A 25,511-nucleotide genomic window follows, 5' to 3' on the forward strand; every position below is an offset into this window, starting at 1 on the left:
AACCCCATGCAAACTCCGAATACCAGTAAGTAATATCCGGGAGACACACGGCGGGTGCTAACGTCCGTCGTGAAGAGGGAAACAACCCAGACCGCCGGCTAAGGTCCCAAAGTTCTGGTTAAGTGGGAAACGATGTGGGAAGGCTCAGACAGCTAGGATGTTGGCTTAGAAGCAGCCATCATTTAAAGAAAGCGTAATAGCTCACTAGTCGAGTCGGCCTGCGCGGAAGATGTAACGGGGCTCAAACCAGGCACCGAAGCCGCGGATTCACACTTATGTGTGAGTGGTAGGGGAGCGTTCTGTAAGTCTGCGAAGGTGTATCGAGAGGTATGCTGGAGATATCAGAAGTGCGAATGCTGACGTAAGTAACGATAAAGGGGGTGAAAAGCCTCCTCGCCGGAAGACCAAGGGTTCCTGTCCAACGTTAATCGGGGCAGGGTGAGTCGACCCCTAAGGCGAGGCCGAAAGGCGTAGTCGATGGGAAGCAGGTTAATATTCCTGCACGACTTGTAATTGCGATGGGGGGACGGAGAAGGCTAGGTGGGCCAGGCGACGGTTGTCCTGGTGAAAGTGCGTAGGTGGTGTTTCTAGGCAAATCCGGAGACACAACACTGAGACACGAGACGAACGCACTACGGTGCGGAAGCCATTGATGCCCTGCTTCCAGGAAAAGCCTCTAAGCTTCAGATTACAAGTCATCGTACCCCAAACCGACACAGGTGGTCGGGTAGAGAATACCAAGGCGCTTGAGAGAACTCGGGTGAAGGAACTAGGCAAAATAGAACCGTAACTTCGGGAGAAGGTTCGCTCTTGATGGTGAAGTCCCTTGCGGATGGAGCTGTCGGGAGTCGCAGTGACCAGATGGCTGGGACTGTTTATCAAAAACACAGCACTCTGCAAACACGAAAGTGGACGTATAGGGTGTGACACCTGCCCGGTGCCGGAAGGTTAATTGATGGGGTTAGCGCAAGCGAAGCTCTTGATCGAAGCCCCGGTAAACGGCGGCCGTAACTATAACGGTCCTAAGGTAGCGAAATTCCTTGTCGGGTAAGTTCCGACCTGCACGAATGGTGTAACCATGGCCATGCTGTCTCCACCCGAGACTCAGTGAAATCGAATTCGCCGTGAAGATGCGGTGTACCCGCGGCTAGACGGAAAGACCCCGTGAACCTTTACTACAGCTTGGCACTGAACATTGAACCTACATGTGTAGGATAGGTGGGAGGCTTTGAAGGCGTGACGCCAGTTGCGCTGGAGCCGTCCTTGAAATACCACCCTTGTATGTTTGATGTTCTAACGCAGGGCCCTGAATCGGGCTCGCGGACAGTGCCTGGTGGGTAGTTTGACTGGGGCGGTCTCCTCCCAAAGAGTAACGGAGGAGCACGAAGGTTGGCTAATCCTGGTCGGACATCAGGAGGTTAGTGCAATGGCATAAGCCAGCTTAACTGCGAGACGGACAGGTCGAGCAGGTACGAAAGTAGGTCATAGTGATCCGGTGGTTCTGAATGGAAGGGCCATCGCTCAACGGATAAAAGGTACTCCGGGGATAACAGGCTGATACCGCCCAAGAGTTCATATCGACGGCGGTGTTTGGCACCTCGATGTCGGCTCATCACATCCTGGGGCTGAAGTCGGTCCCAAGGGTATGGCTGTTCGCCATTTAAAGTGGTACGCGAGCTGGGTTCAGAACGTCGTGAGACAGTTCGGTCCCTATCTGCCGTGGGCGTTGGATGATTGAAGGGAGTTGCTCCTAGTACGAGAGGACCGGAGTGAACGAACCTCTGGTGTTCGGGTTGTCACGCCAGTGGCACTGCCCGGTAGCTAAGTTCGGAATCGATAACCGCTGAAAGCATCTAAGCGGGAAGCGAGCCCTGAGATGAGTCATCCCTGACCCCTTGAGGGTCCTAAAGGGCCGTTGGAGACCACAACGTTGATAGGCGGGGTGTGTAAGTGCAGCGATGCATTGAGCTAACCCGTACTAATTACCCGTGAGGCTTAACCATACAACACCCAAGAAGTGTTCTAAGGCTTGTAGCAAACCTAAGCGAACTACTAATTCAGTGATAGCGAAGCCAATAGGCAACCTCGTTATTCACGTCAGCTTTCTAGATTAAGAATTTGCCTGGCGGCCATAGCGCCGTGGAACCACCTGATCCCATGCCGAACTCAGAAGTGAAACGCGGTAGCGCCGATGGTAGTGTGGCATTCGCCATGCGAGAGTAGGACACTGCCAGGCACCCAATACAAGAAACCCCGCTCAATGAGCGGGGTTTTTTATTGCCTGAAAATCAGAAAATCGTCTGATTATTGACCTTTTATTACCTCTTCTTTTGCTGTTTAGTCTGTTTTCACTCCTCAATTTTCTCCGCAACTGCCATCGCCGCTGGCGGTGGTTGTCGCTATAATGGCCGCCCTCAAGCAAGGTGGTGGTATGAAAGCAGAATATCTACAGCGATTCGGGGGCATTGCCCGTCTTTATGGTCAGAATGCCCTGCGTTCCTTTAGCCAGGCGAAAGTCTGTGTTGTGGGGATTGGCGGAGTGGGCTCCTGGGCGGCCGAGGCGCTGGCTCGTGCCGGCATCAACCAGATCACCCTGATCGACATGGATGATATCTGCATCACCAACACCAATCGCCAGATCCACGCCATGCAGGGTACGGTTGGTCGCCTCAAGACCGAGGTGATGGCCGAGCGTATTCGCGCCATCAATCCGGATTGCGAAGTGATCGAGGTGGATGATTTCGTCACTGCCGATAATCTGGCCGAGCATATCAAGCGGGAGTTTGACTATGTGGTGGATGCCATCGATTCGGTCAAGGCCAAGGTGGCGCTGATTGCTTTCTGCAAGCGCAACAAGATCCCGGTGATTGTCGCGGGTGGTGCTGGCGGGCAGATGGACCCGACCCAAATCACCGTAGCCGATCTGGCCAAGACCATTCAGGATCCGTTGGCCGCCAAGGTGCGCTCCGACCTGCGCCGGTTGCACAACTTCAGCAAGAATCCGGCGCGCAAATTCGGGGTGGAGTGTGTCTTCTCAACCGAGCAGCTGAGTTATCCGGATGGCAATGGCGGTACCTGTCAGGCCAAAGCGGCCAGCGATGGCACCATGAAGATGGATTGCGCCTCCGGTTTTGGCGCCGTGACGCCGGTGACGGCAACCTTCGGGCTGGTTGCCGCGTCCCGGGTATTGAAGAAGATTGCCGAGCGGGGCGCCCGCGCCGAGAAAGATAGCGGGAATGAAGAAGCTGGATCGATTGGCGAAGCCTAATCGACCACTGAACAAGGCGGGTTAGACAGCCTGTTCCCGGATCGCCAGTACGATCGCTCTGAGCCCGTTACCCCGTGACGGGCTCAAGTGTTTCTCAAGTCCCAGTTCGGTGAAATACCCTTCCATATCAAATGCTTGGATCGCCGCAGACGATTGGTGGTTGAGTGCTGCCAGCACAATGACGATGAGGCCACGCACGATGCGGGCATCGGAATCACAGGCAAAGTGCCAGCAGCCATCCTCGCTTTGTTCCCCCTTCAGCCAAGCCTGGCTTTCACACCCCTTGAGGCGGAACTCCTCCTGCTGCCATTCGGCGGGTAGCGCTGGCAGCTGCTTGCCGAGCTGGATGATGAGCCGATACTGGTTCTCCCAGCCGTGGGCGGCGGCAAACTGCTGGCGGATGGTGTCGGCGTTGGGCTCAAGGCCAATCTGGGTATAGCTTGCGAGGTCACTCATTCGGTTGTCTGCCTTAGAAGAAGTCACAGAGTTTGTGCAGGGCGGCCAGCAGGGCGTCGACATCATCCCGATTGTTGTAGCAAGCCAGCGAGGCGCGCATGGTGCCGCCGATCCCGAGCGATTCCATCAGCGGCATGGCGCAGTGATGGCCGACTCGCAGGGCGATACCCTGCATGTCGAGCAGGGTAGCAGCATCTTGCGGGTGGATGTCGTCGAGCAGGAAAGAGACCGCACCGGCGCGTTGGCCGGGTTCGCCGACCAGACGCAACCCCGGCACTTGTTGCAGGCCAGCTACCAGATAGTCGGTCAGTGCCTGCTCATGTTGGGCGAGCCATTCCCTATCTTGCGCCATCACAAAGTCGATGGCGGCGGCGAGGCCGATAGCGCCAGCGATATGGGGGGTGCCCGCCTCGAATTTGAAAGGCAGGGTATTGAAGGTGGTGCCGCTGAAACTGACCCGATCGATCATCTCGCCACCGGCTTGCCAGGGCGGCATCCGCTCCAATAGCTCGGTGCGGCCCCACAACACACCGATGCCGGTCGGGCCGTAGAGCTTGTGGCCGGAGAAGGCGTAGAAGTCGCAACCGATGGCTTGCACATCGACGTCGAGATGAGCCACCGCCTGAGCACCGTCAATCAGCGTCACGGCGCCAACCGCCTTGGCGGCAGCCACTATCTCTTTGACTGGATTGACGGTACCGAGGGCATTGGAGACGTGGGCCACGCTCACCAGCCGGGTGCGTGGCCCCAGCATGGCGTGATAGGCGGCCAGATCGAGATCGCCCCGCTCATCGAGGGGGATCACCCGGATCACCGCGCCGGTACGCTGGGCGACCAGTTGCCATGGGACGATATTGGCGTGGTGCTCCAGCGTACTGAGGATAATTTCGTCCCCCGCCTTGAGCTCGCTCATCCCCCAGATCTGGGCCACCAGATTGATCGCCTCCGTGGTGCCACGGGTCCAGATCACTTCGTGGCTGCGGGGCGCATTGATAAAGCGGGCGACCGTCTCGCGGGCCGCTTCGAAGGCGCGGGTAGCGCGGTCACTCAGAGCGTGGGCGGCGCGGTGCACATTGGCATTGTCGGCCCGATAGTAGTGAGCGATGGCATCCAGTACCGCGCGCGGCTTCTGGGTGGTGGCGGCGTTGTCCAGATAGACCAGAGGGTGGCCGTTTACCTCCTGCGCCAAGGCCGGAAACTGGCTGCGCAGTTGGTCATGCTGTTGCTGATTCATGCTCCCCTCATCATCTGGAAAAAGTCATCATCTCGAAAGGTCGGCCATGATCCTGAAAATAGCGCTCGAACACAAGGCGCGATAAGCCCGATTGGCGGTTGCCTGCCGTGCAGCAGGTACGGCTCGTCGGGTGATTTCTGGTACAATGCCGCCCCTCATCATAAGCCAAGAGATCCGGCCCATGAAGCTCAACCCCAATCAGAACGAAGCGGTCAAGTATGTCTCCGGCCCTTGCCTGGTGCTGGCGGGTGCCGGATCGGGCAAGACCCGCGTCATCACCAACAAGATTGCCTATCTGGTGCAGCAGTGCGGCTACAGTGCGCGCAATATCGCCGCCGTCACCTTTACCAACAAGGCGGCGCGGGAGATGAAAGAGCGGGTCGGCCAGACTTTGGGTCGCAAGGAGGCGCGGGGGCTGATGGTCTCCACCTTCCATACCCTGGGCCTCGATATCATTCGTCGTGAGCACAAGAGTCTGAATCTCAAGGCCAACTTCTCCCTGTTCGATGATACCGACCAGCTGGCGCTGCTGAAAGAATTGACTGAAGACGAGCTCGACAACGACAAGGACAAGCTCTCGGCCCTTATCAGCCAAATCTCCAACTGGAAGAACGACCTCATCCTGCCAGCCCGCGCCATGCGTATCGCCCGTGGGCCGGAAGAGGTGCTGATGGCCCAGCTCTATGAGCGCTATCACCGCCAGATGGTGGCCTATAACGCGCTGGATTTTGACGACCTCATCGTGATGCCGACCCTGCTGCTCAAGAGCAATCAGGAGGTGCGCGAGCGTTGGCAGAACAAGATCCGCTATCTGCTGGTCGATGAGTATCAGGATACCAACACCAGCCAGTACGAGCTGGTGAAGCAGATCGTCGGTGAGCGAGCCCGTTTTACCGTGGTGGGGGATGATGACCAGTCCATCTACTCCTGGCGCGGTGCCAAGCCGCAGAATCTGGTGCTGCTGAGCGAAGATTTCCCCAGCCTCAAGCTGATCAAGCTGGAGCAGAACTACCGCTCCAAGCGGCGTATCCTTAAGTGCGCCAACATCCTGATCGCCAACAATCCCCACGTCTATGACAAGGCGCTCTTCTCCGAGCTGGATGAGGGGGTGAAGCTCAAGGTGCTGTTCGCCAAGAACGAGGAGCACGAAGCGGAGCGGATCGCTGCCGAGATGATGGGCCACAAGTTTATGAACCGCACCCGGTTCAAGGATTACGCCATCCTCTATCGGGGCAACCATCAGTCGCGCATCTTCGAGAAGGCGCTGATGACCAACCGGATTCCTTACCGTATCTCCGGCGGCACCTCGTTTTTCTCCCGCACCGAGATCAAGGACATCATGGCCTATCTCAAGCTGCTGGTGAACCCGGATGAGGACACTGCCTTCCTGCGGGTGGTCAACCTGCCGCGCCGCGAGATCGGTCCCACCACGCTGGAGAAGCTGGGCCAATACGCCAACCAGCGCGGCAAGAGTCTGTTTGCCGCCAGCTTCGAGCTGGGGCTGGAACAGCACCTCTCCGGCCGTGGCCTCGTGGCCCTGCAGGCATTTACCAACTGGCTGGTTCGTCTTGGTGATCAGGCGCTGCGCGGCAATCCGGTGGAGGCGGTGCGGGACATGATCAAGGAGATCCACTACGAAGAGTGGCTCTACGAGACCTCGCCCAGCCCGAAAGCGGCCGAAATGCGGATGCAGAACGTCTCCACCCTCTATCGCTGGATCACCGAGATGCTGGAAGGGGATGAGCTGGAGGAGTCGATGACGCTGGCTCAGGTGGTCACTCGCCTCACCTTGCGCGACATGATGGAGCGCAACGAAGGGGAGGATGATGCGGATCAGGTGCAGTTGATGACCCTGCATGCCTCCAAGGGGCTGGAGTTCCCCTATGTCTACATGGTGGGGATGGAGGAGGGCTTGCTCCCCCACCAGACCAGCATCGACGAGGACAATGTGGAGGAGGAGCGGCGTCTCGCCTACGTGGGGATCACCCGGGCCCAGACCGAGCTGACCTTTACCCTCTGCAAGGAGCGGCGCCAGTTTGGCGAGTCGGTACGGCCAGAGCCGAGCCGCTTCCTGCTGGAGCTGCCGCAGGATGACCTTGAATGGGAAAACCAGAAGAAGGTGACTGCCGAGGAGCGCCAGCAGAAGGGGCAGGTCGGTGTTGCCAACCTGCGGGCGTTGTTCAAGAAGGATTAACTCTAAGGATTGGCTGGGGTCAGTAGCGGTACTATATCTGCTCCCGGCATGGGCGGAGAGATATAGCGCCCTTGCCCCATCCGGCAGCCGATATCAATCAGCTTCTGCAATTGCTGCTGGTTCTCGATCCCCTCGACTACCAGGGTGTAATCGAGATCCTGACAGATATCCCGCATGGCGCGGATCAGCGCCAAATCTTTGGGCGATTGCAGCATCCGCTGGGTAAAGCTGTCATCCACCTTGATGTAATCCACCGGGAAGTGGAACAGGGCGTTGAGAGAGGAGAAACCGGTGCCGAAATCATCGAGGCTGATCTGGATACCCTTGGCCCTCAGGTCATGAAGGGATGCCAGCGCATCGGAATCTTGTCGCGACAGCTCCCGCTCGTTGAATTCAAAAATCAGATAGCTGGGGGCGACCCCTTCCTCTTCGATAATTCCCATCAGCCGCATGATGTGGTCATGGTTGACCAGATGCTTGCCCGACAGATTGATGGCGATCTTGAACTTGCCCTGCCCGGAGATTGGCAGCCAGTTCTTCAGCTGTTGGCAGGTGTGGCGCAGGATCTGGTAATCCAGCTCCAGAATCAGGCCGCACTGCTCCGCCAGCGGAATAAAGTCGAACGCATCCTTTAGAATCCCCTCCTCGGTCAGCCAGCGCGCCATCACCTCCAGTCCGGTCAGGCGGCTATCCTGCAGCCGGATTACCGGCTGGAAATAGGGGACGATACGCCCCTCCCGCAGGGCTCTGGCCAGCATCTCTTCCGGCGAATTCCAGTTCTGGTTGATGCAATCATCCGAGTAGCTGACGATGCGACTGCGACCATTGCGCTTGGCCTGATACATGGCCAAATCGGCCTGATGGAGCAGCTGGCTGATATCTGAGGTTTGCTCGGAGACGCTCGATACCCCAAGGCTGACGGTAATGCTCAATTCGTTGCCGAGTAGCCGGAACGGGTAGGAGAGGCGGCTGATAATGCGGTTGAGCACCGGGCTGATGTCATCGTCGCTCTTGCTGCTGTCCAGATAGATGACAAACTCGTCGCCCCCCAGTCTGGCCACCAGATCGTTTTGCCGGATGCAGGTTTGCAGGCGGCGGCTCACCTCCTTGAGCAGCTGATCGCCAGCGCTGTGGCCCAGGGTGTCATTTATCTGCTTGAAATGATCCACATCGATAAAAATCACCGCGAATCCTGGTGACTTGTAGCGGTTGTAGTGGGTCATGGCGTGGTTGAGGTGGTTCATCAACAGCGCGCGGTTGGGCAGCTGGGTCAGCGGGTCGTGAAGCGCATCGAATTGCAGCCGCCGTTCCAGCTCCTGATGCTGCTTGAGCTGCTTTTGCAGCCTGAGGTTGGTCTGACGCAGCTGTTGCAGCCGTTGGTTGATGGAGTCTTCGGTATTGATGTCGTTGAGCTGCTGGCGGATCCGTCTCAGCTCCAGCAGCAGGGTGAGCTGGCCACGCAGGAAGTCGAGAAACAGCTTGTCGTCGGTTTCCAGCGGTTGAGCCGTGCTGATGATGAAGTGGGCGAAGTACTGTTGTTGCAGCCGCAGCGGCATGCTGTGCCAGTAGCGTGACTCCCTGCTCACCTCGATATTGCTGGTGCTGTGGCACAAGCCGCTGATGAACTCGTCTCCCTGATGGGGATGGGCAGGGTAGATCTTTTCCAGCTTCTGACTGGTTAGCCTGACCAGCAGCATGTCCTCGATGGTGAGCATCTGGCGCAGTACCGCTTCCAGTTGGGAGAAGAGCGCCTGGGCCGGCAGGGTATTGGCGAGCCGCATGATGCGGCTGATGCTCTCGATTTTCTTTTTCCAGTTCGGGTCTTTGCGGATCAGCGGTGAAGGGAGCTCGGTGAGATGGGATCCCGCCTGGGTTTCGGTCAGCCGTTTGGCCAGACACTCCAGTAGCAGACGCAGGGTCGGCAGGTCGGCTGGTGTGCCACGCGCCAGCAACCACTGTATCTGGCCATGCTCGATGGGGAAGACGCACCACCCTTCGGCCTCATCCAGCTGGGTGAGCTGATCGGTTATGCGGGACTGCTCACGGCCCAGCTGTTGCTTGAAGATGTCGCTGACCTTGTAGGCGTAAAGCCAGTTCAGACCGGTATCGGAAAGGCCCAGCATGCCGAAATGTTGCAGTGGGCAGAGTTGGTCAATCTGCTGGATCAGGGAATCGTAATCGTCAGACGTGGCGGTTTGTGGCGCCGGGAAGTCCATAATGGCAGAGACCAACGCCAACAGAGGAGTTGAGTAGTGGGGTTCGATGGATTGGGCCGACATGTGTAACTCCCGATATGTCTACCTTACAAGAGTAGTCGGAAGCCGATAGATTGAAAGGGCCGCAATTGCGGCCCTTTCAAATACTTACAGCTTGTCGATCATGTAGTGGATGGCGTTTTCAATCTCTTCATCACTACAGTTCGCACAGGTGCCGCGCGGAGGCATCATGCCGGACTTGCCGGTAAAGCCTTCAATGGCATGTTTCTTGAGAGTATCAATGCCCTGGGCGATGCGAGGATCCCAGGCGGCCTTGTCACCCCGTTTGGGGGCACCAGCGGCGCCGGTGTCGTGACAGGCAAAGCAGGCGCCCTTGTATACCGTTTCGCCATCGCGGGGACCGGAAGAGGCGGCCGCCGTCGGTGCAGCACTCGCGCCGGCAATACCTTCCAGATCCTTGGCGGTATAGACCTGACCGATTGGTTTGATCCGCTCGGCAATGGCCTCCGGTGACATCTCATCGGCAGCAAGCACTGCCCCAGACAAGCTGGCGGCCGTCATCCCGACAGCCAGCAAATAGCTCAGTTTTTTCAACACGCTCATATACTCCCAGCAGTCTTTTATTATCCATGTAAACGACGGGATTATAACCGAATAGTTACAGCCATTTAAACGCTTGTGTGTGAAGTGTTAAACACTCTGCGTGCAAAGTTTTGGCCGATATCACGGCAATTCGGGTGGTGGAGATAAAAAGAAACCCGGCATTCGCCGGGTTTCGGGTAACCAAGGGGTGAAACGGCCTATTTATCCCAGCTCAGGATCACCTTGCCGGAGTGGCCGGAGCGCATCGCATCGAACCCCTGCTGGAATTCGTCGATGTGGAATCTGTGGGTGATGATGGGGGAGAGATCCAGCCCGGACTGGATCAGGCTGGCCATTTTGTACCAGGTCTCGAACATCTCGCGGCCATAGATCCCTTTGATAAACAGCCCCTTGAAGATCACCTTGTTCCAGTCGATGGCCATGGTGGAGGGCGGGATGCCAAGCATGGCGATCTTGCCGCCGTGGTTCATCTTGTCGAGCATCTCCTGGAAGGCGCTCGGGACGCCGGACATCTCCAGCCCCACATCGAAGCCTTCGGTCATGCCCAGCTCGCTCATCACGTCGGCCAGCTTCTCCTTGGCCACGTTGACCGCGCGGGTGGCGCCCATCTTGCGGGCTAGCTCCAGCCGGTATTCGTTGACATCGGTGATCACCACGTGGCGCGCACCCACATGGCGGCAGACGGCGGCAGCCATGATGCCGATAGGACCTGCCCCGGTAATGAGCACATCTTCACCCACCAGATCGAAGGAGAGGGCGGTGTGCACCGCATTGCCGAACGGGTCGAAGATGGCAGCCAGCTCGTCCGGGATGTTGTCCGGCAGCTTGAAGGCGTTGAATGCGGGGATCACCAGATACTCGGCAAAGGCGCCCGGGCGGTTGACGCCAACGCCAATGGTGTTGCGACAGAGGTGAGTGCGGCCAGCGCGGCAGTTGCGGCAATGACCGCAGGTGATGTGCCCTTCGCCGGAGACCCGATCGCCGATGGCGAAGCCGCGCACCTCCTGACCGATGGCGACCACTTCGCCGACATATTCGTGGCCGACCACCATGGGTACCGGAATGGTCTTCTGGGACCACTCGTCCCAGTTGTAGATGTGGATATCGGTGCCGCAGATGGCGGTTTTGCGGATCTTGATCAGCAGATCGTTGTGGCCGAGCTCGGGGGCCGGCACATCCGTCATCCAGATGCCGACCTCTTTGTGCAGTTTGGAGAGTGCTTTCATGGCTGTTCCTTCAATATGAATGCAGAAAAAAGGGGCTGCAGCCCCTTGATTCAAATCAGATAACGCCGAGTTCACGGCCGATGCGGATAAAGGCGTCGATCGCCTTGTCCAGCTGCTCGCGGGTGTGAGCGGCAGACATCTGGGTACGAATGCGGGCCTGCCCCTTGGGCACGACCGGGAAGGAGAAGCCCACCACATAGATGCCAGCTGCTAGCATGCGGCTTGCCATTTCGGAGGCCAGTTTGGCATCCCCCAGCATCACCGGAATGATGGCGTGGTCGGCGCCAGCCAGAGTGAAGCCAGCGGCGCTCATCCGCTCGCGGAAGTAACGGCTGTTCTCTTTCAGGCGGGCGCGCAGGTCGTGACCCTCGGCCAGCATGTCGATCACCTTGATGGTGGCGGCAACGATGGAGGGGGCCAGCGAGTTGGAGAAGAGATACGGGCGGGAGCGCTGACGCAGCCAGTCGATCACCTCTTTCTTGCCGGAGGTATAGCCACCGGACGCGCCGCCGAGCGCCTTGCCCAAGGTGCCGGTGATGATGTCGACCCGCTCCATCACGCCGCAATATTCGTGGGTGCCACGACCGTTTTCGCCGATAAAGCCGACGGCGTGGGAATCATCCACCATCACCAGCGCATCGTATTTGTCCGCCAGATCGCAGATGGATTTGAGGTCGGCGATGACCCCATCCATGGAGAAGACACCGTCGGTGGCGATCAGCTTGAAGCGGGCGCCGTCAGCATCAGCCTGCTTGAGCTGGGCTTCCAGCTCGGCCATGTCGTTGTTGGCGTAGCGATAGCGCTTGGCCTTGCACAGCCGCACGCCGTCGATGATGGAGGCGTGGTTGAGGGCATCGGAGATGATGGCATCTTCGGCGCCGAACAGGGTCTCAAAAAGACCGCCGTTGGCATCGAAACAGGAGGAGTAGAGGATGGTATCTTCGGTGCCGAGGAAGGCAGACATCTTCTGCTCCAGCGCTTTGTGCTGATCCTGGGTGCCACAGATGAAGCGCACCGAGGCCATGCCGAAGCCATGGCTGTCGAGTCCCTGATGGGCGGCAGCGATCAGATCCGGGTGGTTGGCCAGCCCAAGATAGTTGTTGGCACAGAAGTTCAGTACCTGCTCACCGCCGACGGCGATGCTGGCCTGCTGGGCGGAGGTGATGATGCGCTCCTGCTTGTACAACCCTTCAGCTTGCACCTGGTTCAGTTGCTCGGTCAGGTGACGATAGAATCCGTTAGACATCCTCGATCCTTAGTGGCTATTTCAGCTGCGTATCAACAGAGGGCGACATTTTACTGCAATCTGTTGCGGTAAATTCAAATGATTGTGCTGATATTCAACAAATGTGAAACAGATCTCACCCAGCTGGTTGGGCCAGCTGACGGTAGTGTTGTTCCAGCTGCTGGATCTGTCCGGCAACCTGGGGTTGCACATAGGGGCGCAGCAGGAACAGCACCTTCAACACGCCCTGATAGAGCAGAGGTTTGGTGATGCGGGTGTTGGGGGCTTGGGCAATCTGGAACGGGATCCAGCAGGTCACCACCATCTTGATGGTCTGGCCTAGATCCGGCAGGTCGTCATCGCTGACATCGATAATGCCCCCTTCGCGCAGGCTTCTGAGCAGCGCGACCACGGAGGAGCGCATCTGCTCCTGGGCCTTGAGGTACTTCTGTTGCAGCGGTTCGTCACGGCTCAGGATGTCCGGCAGGTTGGCGTAGAAGAAGCGGAACTGCCACATCAGATAGAAGATGGCGTCCAGATAGCCCATCAGGTCCTGCAGGGTGATTTCACGGTTGCGGGTCGGGACGAAGCTCTCGCTCAGGTGACGGGCATACTGGTCGAAGATGGAGTGGATGATGTCTTCTTTATTGCGGAAGTGGTAGTAGAGGTTGCCCGGGCTGATGCCCATGTGCGCCGCAATATGGTTGGTGGTGATGTTGCGTTCACCCTGATCGTTGAACAGCTCGGTCGCGCTGTGAATGATCCTGTCTCTGGTTTTCATCACTCATTCCTCCAACAGGTTCCGCTCGGGGCAGTTTTGAACAAGGTCGAATCCCCGGACGGCCCGTGATAAACTTTTCGGCAATTTCAAATTGGCTCACTATACACAGCTTTAACAAGCAGTCACATGTAGCCATCAACGTACGAGAGGCAAACTCCATGATCGTAGTAACTGGCGGTGCTGGCTTTATCGGCAGCAATCTGGTCAAGCAGCTGAACGCTCAAGGACGGACCGATATCGTGGTCATTGATGACCTGACCGACGGCACCAAGTTCGTCAACCTGGTCGATCTGACCATCGCTGACTACATGGACAAAGACGAGTTTCAGGCTCGCATCGTCTCCGGTGACGAGTTTGAAGAGTGGGACAACGGCATCGAGGTGATCTTCCACGAAGGCGCCTGCTCTGCCACCACCGAGTGGAACGGCAAGTTCATCATGGAGGTCAACTACGAGTACTCCAAGGATCTGTTCCACTACTGTATCGAGCGTGAAATCCCGTTCATTTACGCCTCTTCTGCCGCGACCTACGGTGGCCGCAATGACAACTTCATCGAAGATCCCAAGTTCGAACAGCCGCTCAACGTCTACGGCTACTCCAAGCAGCTGTTTGACCAGTACGTGCGCCGCTGGATGCCGGAGATCAACTCTCAGGTTGTTGGCCTCAAGTACTTCAACGTCTACGGCCCGCGCGAGCAGCACAAAGGCTCCATGGCTTCCGTCGCCTTCCACCTCAATACCCAGGTGAAGAAGGGCGAGAATCCCAAGCTGTTCGAAGGCTGTGACGGCTTCCCCAACGGTGGCCAGATGCGTGACTTCATCTATATTGACGACGTCTGCAAGGTAAACCTCTGGTTCTGGCAGAACCCGCAGCACTCCGGCATCTTCAACTGCGGTACCGGCCGTGCCGAGCCATTCCAGAACGTGGCCGAAGCGGTGATCAAGCATCATCAGAAGGGCGCTATCGAGTACATTCCCTTCCCGGATCATCTCAAGGGTCGCTACCAGAGCTTCACCCAGGCTGACATGACCAAGCTGCGCAGCGTGGGTTATGACGCCGAGTTCAAAACCGTTGCCGAAGGGGTAGCGGATTACATGGCTTGGCTCAACCGCTAACAGGTGAGCACAACGCGGCAGTTTGAGCGCAAAACCGGAAGTGGGCACTCGCCTGCTTCCGGTTTCTGGTCTCTGTGGCTGCTTGCCGTTCCTCTCTTCTCTACCGGGTAACCGCGCGATGAATATATTGATGGCACTCTCCCAGCTCGAGGTAACGGGAGCTGAGGTCTATGCCACCACGGTTGGTAACGAACTGACCCGGCGTGGTCACAACGTCTTTTATGTATCAGATACCCTGACCAAGCCGACTCTTGGCCCAGTCTTCAAGCTGAGATTCAACAAGCGCAGCATTCTGCGCCGCTTCTGGCACGTCTTCTACCTTATCTATCTCATCAAAAAGCACCATATCCAGTTGGTGCATGCTCACTCCCGCGCCTCCGGCTGGAGCAGTTATGTGGCCTGCAAGCTGACTGGCACCCCGATGATCACCACGGTTCATGGTCGCCAGCCGGTGCACGCTTCGCGCAAGGCATTCCATGCTCTCGGCTATCGGGCAGTTGCCGTTTGTGAGGATATTGCCCATCAGATTGTCGACAATCTGGGGGTCGATCCCGCGATCGTGCAGGTGCTGCGCAACGGTATCGAAACCGACAAATTCCAGCCTGTGCCAGCGCCGGACAACCCAAAGCCGGTGATTGCCATCATTGGCCGTTTGAGCGGCCCCAAAGGGGAGCTCTGTTACCGTCTGCTCGACGAGGTACTCGATCTGGATGCCTACAAGGTGCGGATTGTCAGTGGTACCAAGGTGCCTGAGCGCTTTGCCCGTTTCGAAGGCCGTGCCGAGTTTGTTGGCTATGTTGACGATGTGCCCGCTCTGCTGGCGAGTTGCGATCTGGTGATCGGCGCCGGTCGGGTGGCGATGGAAGCACTGCTCTGTGGTCGGCCCGCCTTTGCCATTGGTGAAGCCAAGGCAGTTGGTCTGGTAACCGAACAGAATCTGGACGAGGCGCTGGCCAGCAATTTTGGCGATATCGGCCCCAAGGATCTGGCCATCGATTTTGCCGCACTGAAGGGCGAAATCGAATCCGCCCTCGCAAGCAAGGTGGTGCCGGAAGCCATTCGCCAACGCATTCAGGATGAGTATGGCTTGCAGGGGGTAGTATCCGGCCTCGAAACCATCTATCAGGATGCCGTAGTCGAAACCCTGCGCCGCGAGATGCCCGTCATCATGTACCACCGTTTTATCGAGCAGGATAGCGAGAAAGGAGTGCATGGCACCTGGATGCCGGTCACCATGTTCGAGAAGCATCTGCGACTGATGAAGTGGCTAGGCTACGAAACCCTGACTTTCCGCGATTTGGCGGACAAAGGCTTTATCCACCGTCTGCAATACGGCAAGAAGTATCTGATGATCACCGCCGATGACGGCTATCAGGACAACCTGACCCGCATGCTGCCACTGCTGGAAAAATATGGTTACAAAGCTGTGGTGTACGTAGTCACCGGCGAAGGTTATAACCGTTGGGATGTGGAGCATCCGACCAATCCGGATACCAAGGTCTCATTGATGAGTGGTGAGCAGGTCAAGGCGTTGGCCGCCAGCGGTCATGTGGAAATTGGTGGGCATACCCTGACCCATCCCCGCTTGAGCAAGCTCACACCCGAACAACAAGCCCATGAAATTCAGGAGAATAAACGCCAACTGGAGGCCCTGCTTGGCCATCCGCTGCTCTCATTTGCCTACCCTTACGGAGATATGAACGAGAGTGCCAAGGAGCAGGCTATCGCCGCCGGGTATCGTTTTGCCGTCGCTACCAATAGCGGCCCCAAAGCGATGCACCAGGACCCTTTCCAGATCCGCCGGATTGCTATCTTCCCCCGAACCGATGTGTTCGGATTGTGGCGCAAAATTCGCGGTAATTATGTATTCAGGAAGTAATGAATGGCCATCTGCTCACCACTGATCATGCCTTTTCGCAGCCATCTGACTCATAACTTAGTACAAACATCAGCATTTTTGTTTGGTGCTCTTTGCTTAGCTATTCCTAGTGGTTATTCATATGGTCCAGTTTTATTATCAATAATGAGCCTGTTTATTTTTTGGCGAGCTGATTATTGGTTAGCCATGTCACGAGAGGCGAAGATCCTTTTCTGGATATTTATTTTTTATTTTATGGTTCAGGCCATATCGATTTCCTTGGATAATGGTGCACTCAAAGAACTAGACAGACCCAGTAGAGCCTTAATGGCGGCCATTATTTTACCATTATTATCCAAACATCGAGTACACCTCGTTTCCATCATATCCGGATTCGCTTTGGGTGCTATCATATCCGGTTTCATTGCAATATATGACAAAATATATATTGGCATGGAGCGTGCATTTGGTGATGGAATGCCTATTCAATCAGGAAATATAAGTATGACACTCGGTCTATTTTGTCTGTGTGGATATTTTTGGCATAGAGAAAATAATGAGTACGTTTTTTCTAAAATTATGCTTGCGGCATGTCTGATGGGGATGTTGGGGAGTTTTCTATCTGGTACTAGAGGAGGATGGGTGCTGCTTCCAGTCATTATCACCACAATAGTTATGCATTATCAAAGATCAGGTCGTCGTTATTTGTTATGGGTATTTACATGCATTGTTATTGGTGGTTTTGGTATTGTTTCAACTCCTCAGACCGGTGTGTTAGACAGAATTAAAACAGCAAAAAGTGATATAGTTCAGTTCATTGATGGTGAGAATCTGGATACATCTTTAGGTATTAGATTTCAATTGTGGTCAAGTGCTTGGGATGCTTTTCAAAAAAAACCAATATTTGGCTGGGGTAATAATGGTATTCGGCAGATACACAAGCAACAGTTAGAGCAGGGTAAAATTTCTGAGTTTATATATAACTTCAACTATCATGCTCACAATCAGTTTTTGGATGAGATGGCGAAACGTGGCATAATTGGATTGTTTGCACTTTGTTTAGTATATTTTTATCCAATATCAGTTTTTTATAAGTATAAAAAAAGTTTATCGATGAAGTATATTTTAATGGCTGTGGCATCGCTAACACTCATAGATTACAGTCTTTCCCAAGCATTTATTAGCCATAATTCTGGGATTGTATTTTTCTTTGTGTGTTTTTCATTATTAATTACTTCACTAAATGAAGCACATAGAGAAGAAGTGTAACAAGCTGGAAAGTCTTTTACTTGGGGGAGATATGATTTCAATAGTTTTATTGAACTACAACTCATCAATATACACTATTAAATGTATTGAGAGCCTGTTGCAAAGTGATTATCAAGATTTTGAAATTATTGTTGTCGATAATAGTTCATTATCTGCAGATGTTGAACTGTTGGCAGCAGGCTTAAATAAAATAAATTGCAGTCATATTCAGCTCATAAAGAATAAAATAAATCATGGTTTCGCTATGGGGAATGTTATTGGCGCAAATAATGCTGTTGGTGACTATATTTTATTTTTAAATAATGATACAACAGTAGAAAAAAACGCTCTGAAAGAGTTGGTTTCCTACATGGAAAAAAATAATCAAGTGTCTCTTTCGATTCCTTCTATTTATGAAGTTGATGGTAGACGAACGGCATCATTTGCTTATCTACCAGGAATAATAAATTCTATTTTTGGTGATAAAGTATATTGTGCTTTTAAAGGGCGTAGATTTCCTGATCGTAAGAAAGATTACTGTGAGCCTATTTATGTCGAGATGGGCTCTGGGGCTGCAATGTGTTTTAGAAAAAGTGATTACTTTAAAGTCGGCGGCTTCGATAGCAACTATTTCTTATATTGTGAAGAAGAGGATATTTGTTTGAGGTTGCAGCGTGAGAATATGAAGGTGAGTTATGTACCCTCTTCTAAAATAGTGCATCTTGGTGGTGGAAGTACGACAAGAAATATTAATATAGAAAAAGAATTTTACATATCGTTATTTTATTTTTTAAGCAAGAATTATTCCTGGCTTAGCGCATCAGTCATTAAGTTTAAATTTATTTTAAAAGAACTGATACGTTGTGTCAGGTTCAGGGGCCGCTGGAGAGTACTTTTTTTTATGATCTGCTCGGCAAAGCTGGGGAATTCTATGAGGCATCACCAGAGGAACGTATGTTAATGTGGTAACTAGGTTGGTAAATGGCATGGCAAGATAGCTGTGTTAGTATTATAGACATGGAAAACTTGGTGGGTTATATATCCATATTAAGTGGTTTTAATAAGCGTGTTGGAGATGTCCGTGTTAAAAAATAATTATAATTCAAAATCAAGTCACGGAGTTTTATGGGGGGGGGTATTATTAGGTCTATTTTGTAGCGCATTGTTCTTATGCCACCAACTCCTCACCGGCGACCAGACCCAGATGCTCTACAAGGGTTACCTTGGAGCCTATGAGGGGGTCTGGCTCAGCTATGGCAATGCTGCGAGTGCGGTGGGCAATGTGCCGGGGAGCTTGTCGGCCTGGCTGATTGGTGGGCCGCTGCTACTGTGGGATTCTCCCTATGCCCCCATGGTGTTGCTGCTGGTGATGCGGTTGGTCGGTTTTCTGCTATTTGATGCGGTTATCCGCCAGGTGTTTGTTGACCCCGTATCGAAGGGCAATGCGCGGTTGCTGTTTCTGGTGCTCTGCTGGCTCAACCCCTGGTTCCAGTACGAGAGTCTGCTCTACAACCCCTCCTATCTCTTTCTCTTCTCGGCCATGCACTGCTGGTCTGCCTGGCATATGCGCGAGCGGGCCTCCTTCTGGCACATGATTGTTCACCTGCTGGCCATCGGCATGGCGATGCAGTTGCACTACTCCTGGCCGCTGTTGGCGGTAATGTCCACCTATCTGTTCTGGCGCCGCATTCTCAAGGTGAGCTGGAGCGGGGTGGTGGTGGCTGCCCTGTTGATCGGTGCATCTCTGATCCCTTACGCCATGGAAGTGATGAGCAACAGCCATATCACCCAGAACGTCGATCCCGAAGCGCGTCAGCGCTATATCGGATGGGGGCTGGTGCATGTCTATCCGGTGCTGAAATCGGTGATCTACTGGCTGCGTTACGGCTCCTGGCTGTTTGCCAGCAAGCTGGTCAACGACACCCAGTTCATCTGGCTGGCGGGTCATGAATATTTGCAGATGACAGCAGTCTGGCTGTGGCGGGTGGTGATCTACGGGGTGGGCTCTGCCACCGTGCTGCTGGCGGCCAAGGCCAACTGGCAACTGTGGCGGGATCTCAAGCCGCGTCTGCTGCGCAGCGACCGTGCATCAGTGGACGGCACGAGCTGGCTCGGCCTCTATGCGCTGGCGGCCGTATTGGCTGTGCTGGTGAGTGCGGCGCTCTCGCCCATCATCTTCAACTATTGGCACCTGATGCTGATATTCCCCTATGCCCTGTTCCCGATCCTGCTGTTGCTGGTTAGCTGGAGCCGCAACCATCCTCAGTGGGTTGGCAAGGGGTTGCTGGCTGCCACCCTGTTTTGTACAGCGGTGAACCTGATTGCGGCGAGCGACAGCACCAAGTTCTCCTATCAGGCGGACTACAAGCAGCAGGTGCAGGAGTATTTGCAGGAGATGAAGCTGCAACCCAAGTAACTGGGTTGTGTGATCAGTCGAAGGGAGGCGTAATGCCTCCCTTTGCTTTTTCCGTAGCTCAATAAGCGGGTTGTGGTTGCCGGTTATCGCTGGTGGCGTAGCCGACCTGCTTTGGTGGCCATTGCACCAGCTGCAAGGGCATAGCCGGAATGCAATAATCTACAAGTCCAAGGCCCGCTTCTGGTGTATCTATAAGCCATGAGTACCACCGATTCCCTCATCCGCTATTGGCAATCCCCGCACCTGCCGGGGGTCGAGCTGTCACACTCCCACCACAGGGCGTTCAGCTACGGCCGCCATGTCCATCTCGACTACCATATCGGGCTGGTGCAGCGGGGTGGCCAGAAGTTTATCCACAAGGGGAACAGTCACCATCTGGTGCGCGGGGTGCTCTCTACCGTTAACCCGGACGAGGTGCACGACGGCCTCAGCCTGCTGCCGGAAGGGTACGAGGTGCGGGTCTTCGCCATCGATCCGCAGCAGCTGGCGCTTTGGCTGCCGGAGCAGCCGGAACCCTTCTTCGACAAGGGATTGCAGAGCCGCCCAGACCTCTATCAGGGCTTTGCCCAGCTGCACGGCTATCTCGACAATCCCAAGGCCGATGGCCTGCTGATCGAGAGCCAGCTGCTCGCCCTGCTGGGGGAGCTGCTGCATCTGGCCCCTGAGGTACACCAGCTGGCCGATCCCCAACTGCGATTCCTGCGCGACTACCTGATGGCCGCCCTCGACGAGCCCCACTCGCTGGAAGAGCTGGCGGGGCTGCTCGGGCTCGATCGTTTCGCCTTCCTGCGCCAGTTCAAGAAGCGCAGCGGCATGACCCCCTACGCCTGGCTGAAACGGCTGCGGCTGGAGCAGGGCAAACGGCTGCTGGCGAGCGGGATGGCGGTGAGCGAGGTGGCGCTGGCGGTCGGTTTCTTCGATCAGAGTCACTTCCACCACGGCTTTCGCCAGGCATTCGGTCTGACGCCCGCCGAATTTCGTGCCCAGATGCAATCTTTTACAAGCCGCGCCCCCCGCTGATCCGCCATGCTGGCTCTCCGTCGTTAAAGCGAGAGTTGTTATGCTGACCAGTCTGTTCGTTACCCTCGGCCTGATGCACCTGATTGCACTGGCCAGCCCCGGCCCCGATTTCGCCCTGATCCTGCGTACCAGCCTGCACCGGCCGACCGCCCTTGGCGCGGCGCTGGGCATCTCGCTGGCGATCATGGTACACGCCATCCTTAGCCTGACCGGGATCAGCATGCTGATCGCCAGCCACCCGCTGCTTTTTATGGTGATCAAGTGCTGCGGTGCCCTCTATCTGGGCTGGTTGGGGTGGGGCGCCCTGATGGCGGCTCGGCAGCAGAGCAGCACCCTGATGGCCAGCGCCGCCAACGAGCTGCGCGGCTGGGGCAGGGGTGTGCGCACTGGCCTTGCCACCAATCTGCTCAACCCCAAGGCGCTGGTGTTCTTTATCGGTCTGCTGGCCGCCATGGTGACGCCAGAGGTGGATGGAATGACCCGCAGCCTGCTGGTGGGCGAGCTCTTCATCATCTCCCTCTGCTGGTTCGGGCTGTTGGCGTGGAGCCTCTCCACCGATCGTGCCCAGCGCCTGCTGCTGCGGGTGCAGCGGCCGCTCAATCTGGTGACCGGCGTGCTGTTTGCGGTGGTCAGCCTCTCCATTCTGGCGAGCATGGGCGCCGAGCTGATGGTCTGACGAGTCGGCGCATGGGCCTATACTCCAACAAGGTTTACCTGTCAGGAGTACCCGGCCATGCGTCTACTGCCTCTTTGCTGGTTGTTGGGGATGACCCCGGCGCTGGCGGCCCCGGTTCAGCTCAAATTGCTGGAGTGGGGCTATCTGCCAGTGGGTTATGAACAACAGTTTGCCGACTACGCCAAAGCCCATGGGGTGGAGGCGACGGTCAGCCGGATCGAGCCGCTGCTGACCGATTTCGACAGCGTCTACCGCGCCCTGCGCACTCGCAGCGCCGATGTGGTGCTGCCGACCAGCTACTTCTACAAGGCCCATCACCAGCCGCTGTTCAAGCTGCTGCTCCCCATCGATTTCAGTCGCCTGCAGCACTACCCCGAGGTGAAGCCCGCCCTCAAGAACACCGAGTATGACAAGCAGGGGGAGCGCAACTACTCGGTGCCCTTCTCCTATGCCATGTTCAGCCTCGCCTATGACAGCAAGCAGGTGCCGCAAGCGCCCACCAGTTGGCAGGTGCTCGCCAACAGCTCGCCGCCGGGCCAGTTTGCCGAGTTCTGCGACCAGTTCGAGCCGCTGCTCTTTTCGGTGCTGCTCTCGCTGGGCAAGTCACCCGCCCTGTTTGCCAGTGGCGAGATGCTGGCCGACAAGACCTTGCAGCAAGAGGTGGAGCAGCAGCTCTCGCAGCGGCTGCGAGCCAGTCGCGGCTTCTGGTTCAATCAGGCCAACCGCTGTGAGGATCTGCGCCAGCAGACCTTTGCCACCACCTGGGGGCTGGAGTTGGTGGAGTGCAACAAGCAGAACGAGCAGCAGTGGCGGATCGCCATGGTGCAGGAGGGGGCCATCTATGCCCTCGATGCGATCTCCATCGCCCGCCATGTCGGGGATGATCCCGCACGGCTCAAGGCCGCCTACCTGCTGGTGGATTTTCTGCTGAGCGCGCCGCTGCAACGTCAGATGCTGGTGGGCACGCCCACCATCTCGGCCAGCAATATTGCCTCCCGGCCGCCCCTCAGCCCGCAGGAGCAGGCGGTGCTGCCGGATCGCCCGCTGCCGGAGTTTGACGAGCGGCTGCTGGTGCCCGCGTTGCCCGCCCATATCAAGAATCGCTACAAACGGATGGTGCAGCAGGCGATCGTCGCCAGCGGCAAAGAGGGGCTGGTCAAGCAGTGTCCCTGGGATCTCGATAACTGATGAATGAGCCTGCTGCTTCTCCGGCGGCAGGCAAGTTTGCGCAAGATGGATGATGATCGGTCATCGCCCGTTCCAGGGCATTCCCCCGGTCAATTCACGCCGCTCGCGGGCCCCCATCGTTTGAAAAAACTGAGTGCTTACCGCAGCCCCATTTAGCCGGATTAAACAACCGAACCCTCGCCAGATTGCCGTTCGTACCCTGGCTGGCCCTGTATAAAAGCACCTCAATTGTGACAACTTGGATGTGAGCTGAACAATCCTGATCTGTCCCTTGTGGGAAGGTGATGAATAGGTTATTTCTCTGTGACATTGGCGGCATCCGGCACGGGTTCTCCAGCCATGTGGTGCGAAATCCACAGCAAAAACAAACAGTAAAATGCAGGAGCAAATATGAAAAAGGTCGTGATGGTTGCCGTGGCTGCGGCCCTGCTGGGTGGCTGCGCCGTCAAGAATCAGGTATCCCACAGCTTGCAGGCGATCCCGCTGACTGCCTTCCAGCAGAGCGAGAGCAACCCCAATCAGCGCGTCTACAAGGAGCCAGGCGTTGATCTGCGCCAATACAATGAGGTGCTGCTCGATCCGCTGCAGTTTATCCGGCAGGAGAATGGTCAGTGGTATCTGCTGACCGCCAATGAACAGAACCAGATTGGCCGCTATTACCACGACAAGTTCCAGAGCGAGCTAATCAAGCAGGGCGTCAAGATTGCCACCGCCCCCGGCCCGAAAGTCATGCGGATCCAGGCCGCCGTCACCAACTTCGACCTGACCCGCCCCGACCCCAAGCTGCGTGACCTGCTGCCCGCCAAGATCGCCATCAACGTCACCCGCGAAGTGATCGGCAAGGAGCCTTACCTGCTCAAGGTGGGCAGCATGGCCCAGTTGCTCGACTCCCAGAGTGGCAAGCTGCTGGTGCGAGTGATGGATGCCCGTGAGAGCACGGATACCACCCACAAGGATGAGCCCATCACCGCCGAGGAGATGGAGAAGATGATCGACCAGTGGGCGGCCAGCCGCGCCAAACAGCTGGCGGACAATCTGGGGCGCTGATCGATTGGTGCGTCCAAGCGGGGCGCAGCGGGAGCCTTTTGGGCTGCAATAATGGCAAGATGTTGATAAGGTGGTCATTTTGCAGGCAGGAGAAAATGATATGAAACGCGTGTTGTTACCCATCCTTGTTGCTGGCCTGTTGAGTGCCTGCAGCACCTCGTCACCCACGCCTGAGTGTGCACCGATGGCGGGGGGCTGGCAGAGTCAGCCGTTGCCCAATGCTGAAGGAGAGGCTGCGCTGGCCAGCGTGCTGGCTCGCATGAACACGGCCGCCAAACTGCAGAGCATCCGCGAGGTGCGCAGCCAGGTGGTCTCCGGGGTCAACTACGACATCGAGTTCCAGCTCGACAACGGAGAGGTGTGGAACACCTGTGTCTATCGGGATCTTGCCGGCAACTACCAGATGACCCGCACGGCTGCACAGGGCGAGCTTCCTCCCTTGCCTTGCGTCAAGGCCAAGTAATTCCTGCTTGTTGAGCCCCTCGTCAGAGGGGCTCATCTGACCAGAAAATTTCTGCTTTTCTCCCCGCATTCTGACAGTCAGGATGACCCCTCCCGTGACTGCATCCTCATAGAAAAGGAACCGCTATGAATCGCCACCCCTGCATCAAACACTGGCGCGAGCTGCAAGAGCAGACGCCGCGCTACTACTCCGGCAGTCAGGAGCCCCTTTCTCGCGGCTGCGCCCTCGGCAAGCACTTCGGCTTTAGCCGCATCGGCATTCACCACGAGATTGTCGAACCCGGCCATCGCACCAGCTGGCCCCATGCCGAGAAGACCGAAGACGAGTTTGTCCATGTGCTGGAAGGGACTCCGGATGTCTGGCTCGACGGCGTGCTCTATCGGCTGCAACCGGGTGACTCGGTCGGTTTCAAGGCCGGTGACGGGCTGTCCCACGCCTTTATCAACAACACCGAAGAGACTGTCCGGCTGCTCTGCATCGGCGATACCGATCGGGAGGACAACCGCATCCACTACGCCGTGCACCCCGAGCGCAATATCACCCTCGGCAAGCTGCACTGGGATGACGTGCCCGAGCGTGAGCTGGGGGATCACGACGGCCTGCCCGACAAGCTGCGCGAGAGCAACGGCCCCTTCTAGAGCGCAGCCCTTCTGCGCACCAGATCTGCACCACCCGATATAAAAAAGCCTGCCGCGTGGCAGGCTTTTGCTATCTGTTTGCCGCCTGTAGCGAGCGGCGCTTATTGCAGGTTGAGCCCGCCCAGATAGTCGCGCTTGCCGAGATCGACCCCGGCGCGGCGCAGCAGGGCGTAGGCCATGGTGAGGTGGAAGTAGAAGTTGGGAATGCCGTACTCATGGACGCAGGTATGGCCATCCATCCCCTTGCCGCCCGCCCAGTGGGGCACGTAACGGCCGCTGGCGTACTGGCTGTAGTCCGCGTCCAGCTTGCCTTGCAGATAGCTGATGGTCTTGCCGATATGGGCGCGCAGATCCGCGATGGTTTTGGGGTCATCCCCCAGCACCGGCAGCTCGCTGTGGCTGGCGGTGGCGACCACGGCGCGGGCCGAATCGCAGCAGATCAGCACCTGCTTGGCCAGCGGCAGCATATCGACGATCAAGCGCTCGCCGAAGAAGTTATCCACGTTGAACTGCTTCGCCGCGGCGTGGGCCTCGGCCTTGGCCAGACAGTGATCCAGATTGGTCAGCATCTTGATGAACTGGGCGGTGATATCGCGATTCATGAGCACTCTCCATCTTGTTGAAACAGCGGCCCGCTTG

The 25,511-nt window shown here is 56.4% G+C and carries 21 protein-coding genes and 2 rRNA genes (1 of these 23 running past the window's edge); 15 read left to right on the forward strand and 8 right to left on the reverse strand.

Annotation, left to right across the window (positions count from 1 at the left end):
• The 3 genes from ACTG2G_RS11450 to tcdA all read left to right on the forward strand — a co-directional run.
• Nucleotides 1-2,003 (forward strand): 23S ribosomal RNA (locus ACTG2G_RS11450) (it extends 887 nt beyond the left edge of the window).
• A 118-nt stretch (nt 2,004-2,121) separates the two neighbouring features.
• A 5S ribosomal RNA gene (gene rrf, locus ACTG2G_RS11455) occupies nt 2,122-2,236 on the forward strand.
• Between the two features lie 195 nt (nt 2,237-2,431).
• Entirely contained in the window at nt 2,432-3,268 is an 837-nt protein-coding gene (gene tcdA / locus ACTG2G_RS11460) for a tRNA cyclic N6-threonylcarbamoyladenosine(37) synthase TcdA (RefSeq protein WP_421197034.1), read from the forward strand.
• A gap of 21 nt (nt 3,269-3,289) precedes the next feature.
• Here tcdA and ACTG2G_RS11465 read toward each other — a convergent pair whose 3' ends face one another.
• Nucleotides 3,290-3,724: a SufE family protein gene (locus ACTG2G_RS11465; RefSeq protein WP_058056434.1), complete on the reverse strand. Its 435-nt coding sequence runs from the start codon at nt 3,722-3,724 to the stop codon at nt 3,290-3,292.
• A 13-nt stretch (nt 3,725-3,737) separates the two neighbouring features.
• The gene (locus tag ACTG2G_RS11470) at nt 3,738-4,958 is read right to left on the reverse strand and encodes an aminotransferase class V-fold PLP-dependent enzyme (RefSeq protein WP_421388157.1); all 1,221 of its coding nucleotides are present in this window, start codon (nt 4,956-4,958) and stop codon (nt 3,738-3,740) included.
• Between the two features lie 181 nt (nt 4,959-5,139).
• On the opposite strand from ACTG2G_RS11470, the gene rep reads away from it, so the two are divergent.
• Nucleotides 5,140-7,152 (forward strand): DNA helicase Rep, encoded by a 2,013-nt coding sequence (gene rep / locus ACTG2G_RS11475; RefSeq protein ID WP_005340859.1) that lies wholly within the window; start codon nt 5,140-5,142, stop codon nt 7,150-7,152.
• Between the two features lie 2 nt (nt 7,153-7,154).
• On the opposite strand, the gene ACTG2G_RS11480 is transcribed toward rep, so the two are convergent.
• The 5 genes from ACTG2G_RS11480 to ACTG2G_RS11500 all read right to left on the reverse strand — a co-directional run bounded on the left by ACTG2G_RS11480 (nt 7,155) and on the right by ACTG2G_RS11500 (nt 13,203).
• A complete protein-coding gene (locus ACTG2G_RS11480) occupies nt 7,155-9,431 on the reverse strand; it encodes a putative bifunctional diguanylate cyclase/phosphodiesterase (RefSeq protein ID WP_439985443.1) in 2,277 nt (758 codons plus the stop codon).
• 84 nt (nt 9,432-9,515) lie between these two features.
• A complete protein-coding gene (locus tag ACTG2G_RS11485) occupies nt 9,516-9,971 on the reverse strand; it encodes a c-type cytochrome (RefSeq protein ID WP_041234042.1) in 456 nt (151 codons plus the stop codon).
• 197 nt (nt 9,972-10,168) lie between these two features.
• The gene (gene tdh, locus ACTG2G_RS11490) at nt 10,169-11,197 is read right to left on the reverse strand and encodes an L-threonine 3-dehydrogenase (RefSeq protein WP_005340852.1); all 1,029 of its coding nucleotides are present in this window, start codon (nt 11,195-11,197) and stop codon (nt 10,169-10,171) included.
• A gap of 55 nt (nt 11,198-11,252) precedes the next feature.
• Nucleotides 11,253-12,443 carry a glycine C-acetyltransferase gene (locus tag ACTG2G_RS11495; RefSeq protein WP_127007235.1) on the reverse strand — a complete coding sequence of 397 codons (1,191 nt, stop codon included), beginning with the start codon at nt 12,441-12,443 and terminating at the stop codon, nt 11,253-11,255.
• Nucleotides 12,444-12,558: 115 nt separating this feature from the next.
• Entirely contained in the window at nt 12,559-13,203 is a 645-nt protein-coding gene (locus ACTG2G_RS11500; RefSeq protein ID WP_100644767.1) for a TetR/AcrR family transcriptional regulator, read from the reverse strand.
• A 158-nt stretch (nt 13,204-13,361) separates the two neighbouring features.
• On the opposite strand from ACTG2G_RS11500, the gene rfaD reads away from it, so the two are divergent.
• From rfaD to ACTG2G_RS11555, 11 genes are all read left to right on the forward strand, one after another.
• On the forward strand, nt 13,362-14,318 hold the full coding sequence (gene rfaD / locus ACTG2G_RS11505; protein WP_005340846.1) for an ADP-glyceromanno-heptose 6-epimerase: 957 nt from the start codon (nt 13,362-13,364) through the stop codon (nt 14,316-14,318).
• Between the two features lie 118 nt (nt 14,319-14,436).
• A complete protein-coding gene (locus ACTG2G_RS11510) occupies nt 14,437-16,197 on the forward strand; it encodes a polysaccharide deacetylase family protein (RefSeq protein ID WP_421388164.1) in 1,761 nt (586 codons plus the stop codon).
• 3 nt (nt 16,198-16,200) lie between these two features.
• Nucleotides 16,201-17,445 (forward strand): O-antigen ligase family protein, encoded by a 1,245-nt coding sequence (locus ACTG2G_RS11515; protein WP_421388165.1) that lies wholly within the window; start codon nt 16,201-16,203, stop codon nt 17,443-17,445.
• A 31-nt stretch (nt 17,446-17,476) separates the two neighbouring features.
• A complete protein-coding gene (locus ACTG2G_RS11520) occupies nt 17,477-18,385 on the forward strand; it encodes a glycosyltransferase family 2 protein (protein ID WP_421388167.1) in 909 nt (302 codons plus the stop codon).
• Between the two features lie 243 nt (nt 18,386-18,628).
• The gene (locus tag ACTG2G_RS11525) at nt 18,629-19,840 is read left to right on the forward strand and encodes a 3-deoxy-D-manno-octulosonic acid transferase (RefSeq protein ID WP_202003574.1); all 1,212 of its coding nucleotides are present in this window, start codon (nt 18,629-18,631) and stop codon (nt 19,838-19,840) included.
• Between the two features lie 198 nt (nt 19,841-20,038).
• Entirely contained in the window at nt 20,039-20,860 is an 822-nt protein-coding gene (locus ACTG2G_RS11530) for a helix-turn-helix transcriptional regulator (protein WP_139399884.1), read from the forward strand.
• A gap of 40 nt (nt 20,861-20,900) precedes the next feature.
• Entirely contained in the window at nt 20,901-21,536 is a 636-nt protein-coding gene (locus ACTG2G_RS11535) for a LysE family translocator (RefSeq protein ID WP_429204467.1), read from the forward strand.
• A 57-nt stretch (nt 21,537-21,593) separates the two neighbouring features.
• Nucleotides 21,594-22,724 carry an ABC transporter substrate-binding protein gene (locus tag ACTG2G_RS11540; RefSeq protein ID WP_439985444.1) on the forward strand — a complete coding sequence of 377 codons (1,131 nt, stop codon included), beginning with the start codon at nt 21,594-21,596 and terminating at the stop codon, nt 22,722-22,724.
• Nucleotides 22,725-23,114: 390 nt separating this feature from the next.
• Complete coding sequence (locus tag ACTG2G_RS11545) at nt 23,115-23,771, forward strand: DUF3313 domain-containing protein (protein WP_040069930.1); 657 nt, start codon at nt 23,115-23,117, stop codon at nt 23,769-23,771.
• 100 nt (nt 23,772-23,871) lie between these two features.
• Nucleotides 23,872-24,234, forward strand: a complete 363-nt coding sequence (locus tag ACTG2G_RS11550) for a cystatin domain-containing protein (protein ID WP_439985445.1) — start codon at nt 23,872-23,874, stop codon at nt 24,232-24,234.
• A 125-nt stretch (nt 24,235-24,359) separates the two neighbouring features.
• Nucleotides 24,360-24,872 carry a cupin domain-containing protein gene (locus tag ACTG2G_RS11555; protein WP_408134098.1) on the forward strand — a complete coding sequence of 171 codons (513 nt, stop codon included), beginning with the start codon at nt 24,360-24,362 and terminating at the stop codon, nt 24,870-24,872.
• Nucleotides 24,873-24,973: 101 nt separating this feature from the next.
• Here ACTG2G_RS11555 and ACTG2G_RS11560 read toward each other — a convergent pair whose 3' ends face one another.
• Entirely contained in the window at nt 24,974-25,474 is a 501-nt protein-coding gene (locus ACTG2G_RS11560; protein ID WP_439985446.1) for a DUF1993 domain-containing protein, read from the reverse strand.
• Between the last annotated feature and the right edge of the window lie 37 nt (nt 25,475-25,511).

This window comes from Aeromonas sp. 55A (genome assembly GCF_051919665.1).
GTDB classification, from domain to species: Bacteria; Pseudomonadota; Gammaproteobacteria; order Enterobacterales; family Aeromonadaceae; genus Aeromonas; species Aeromonas veronii.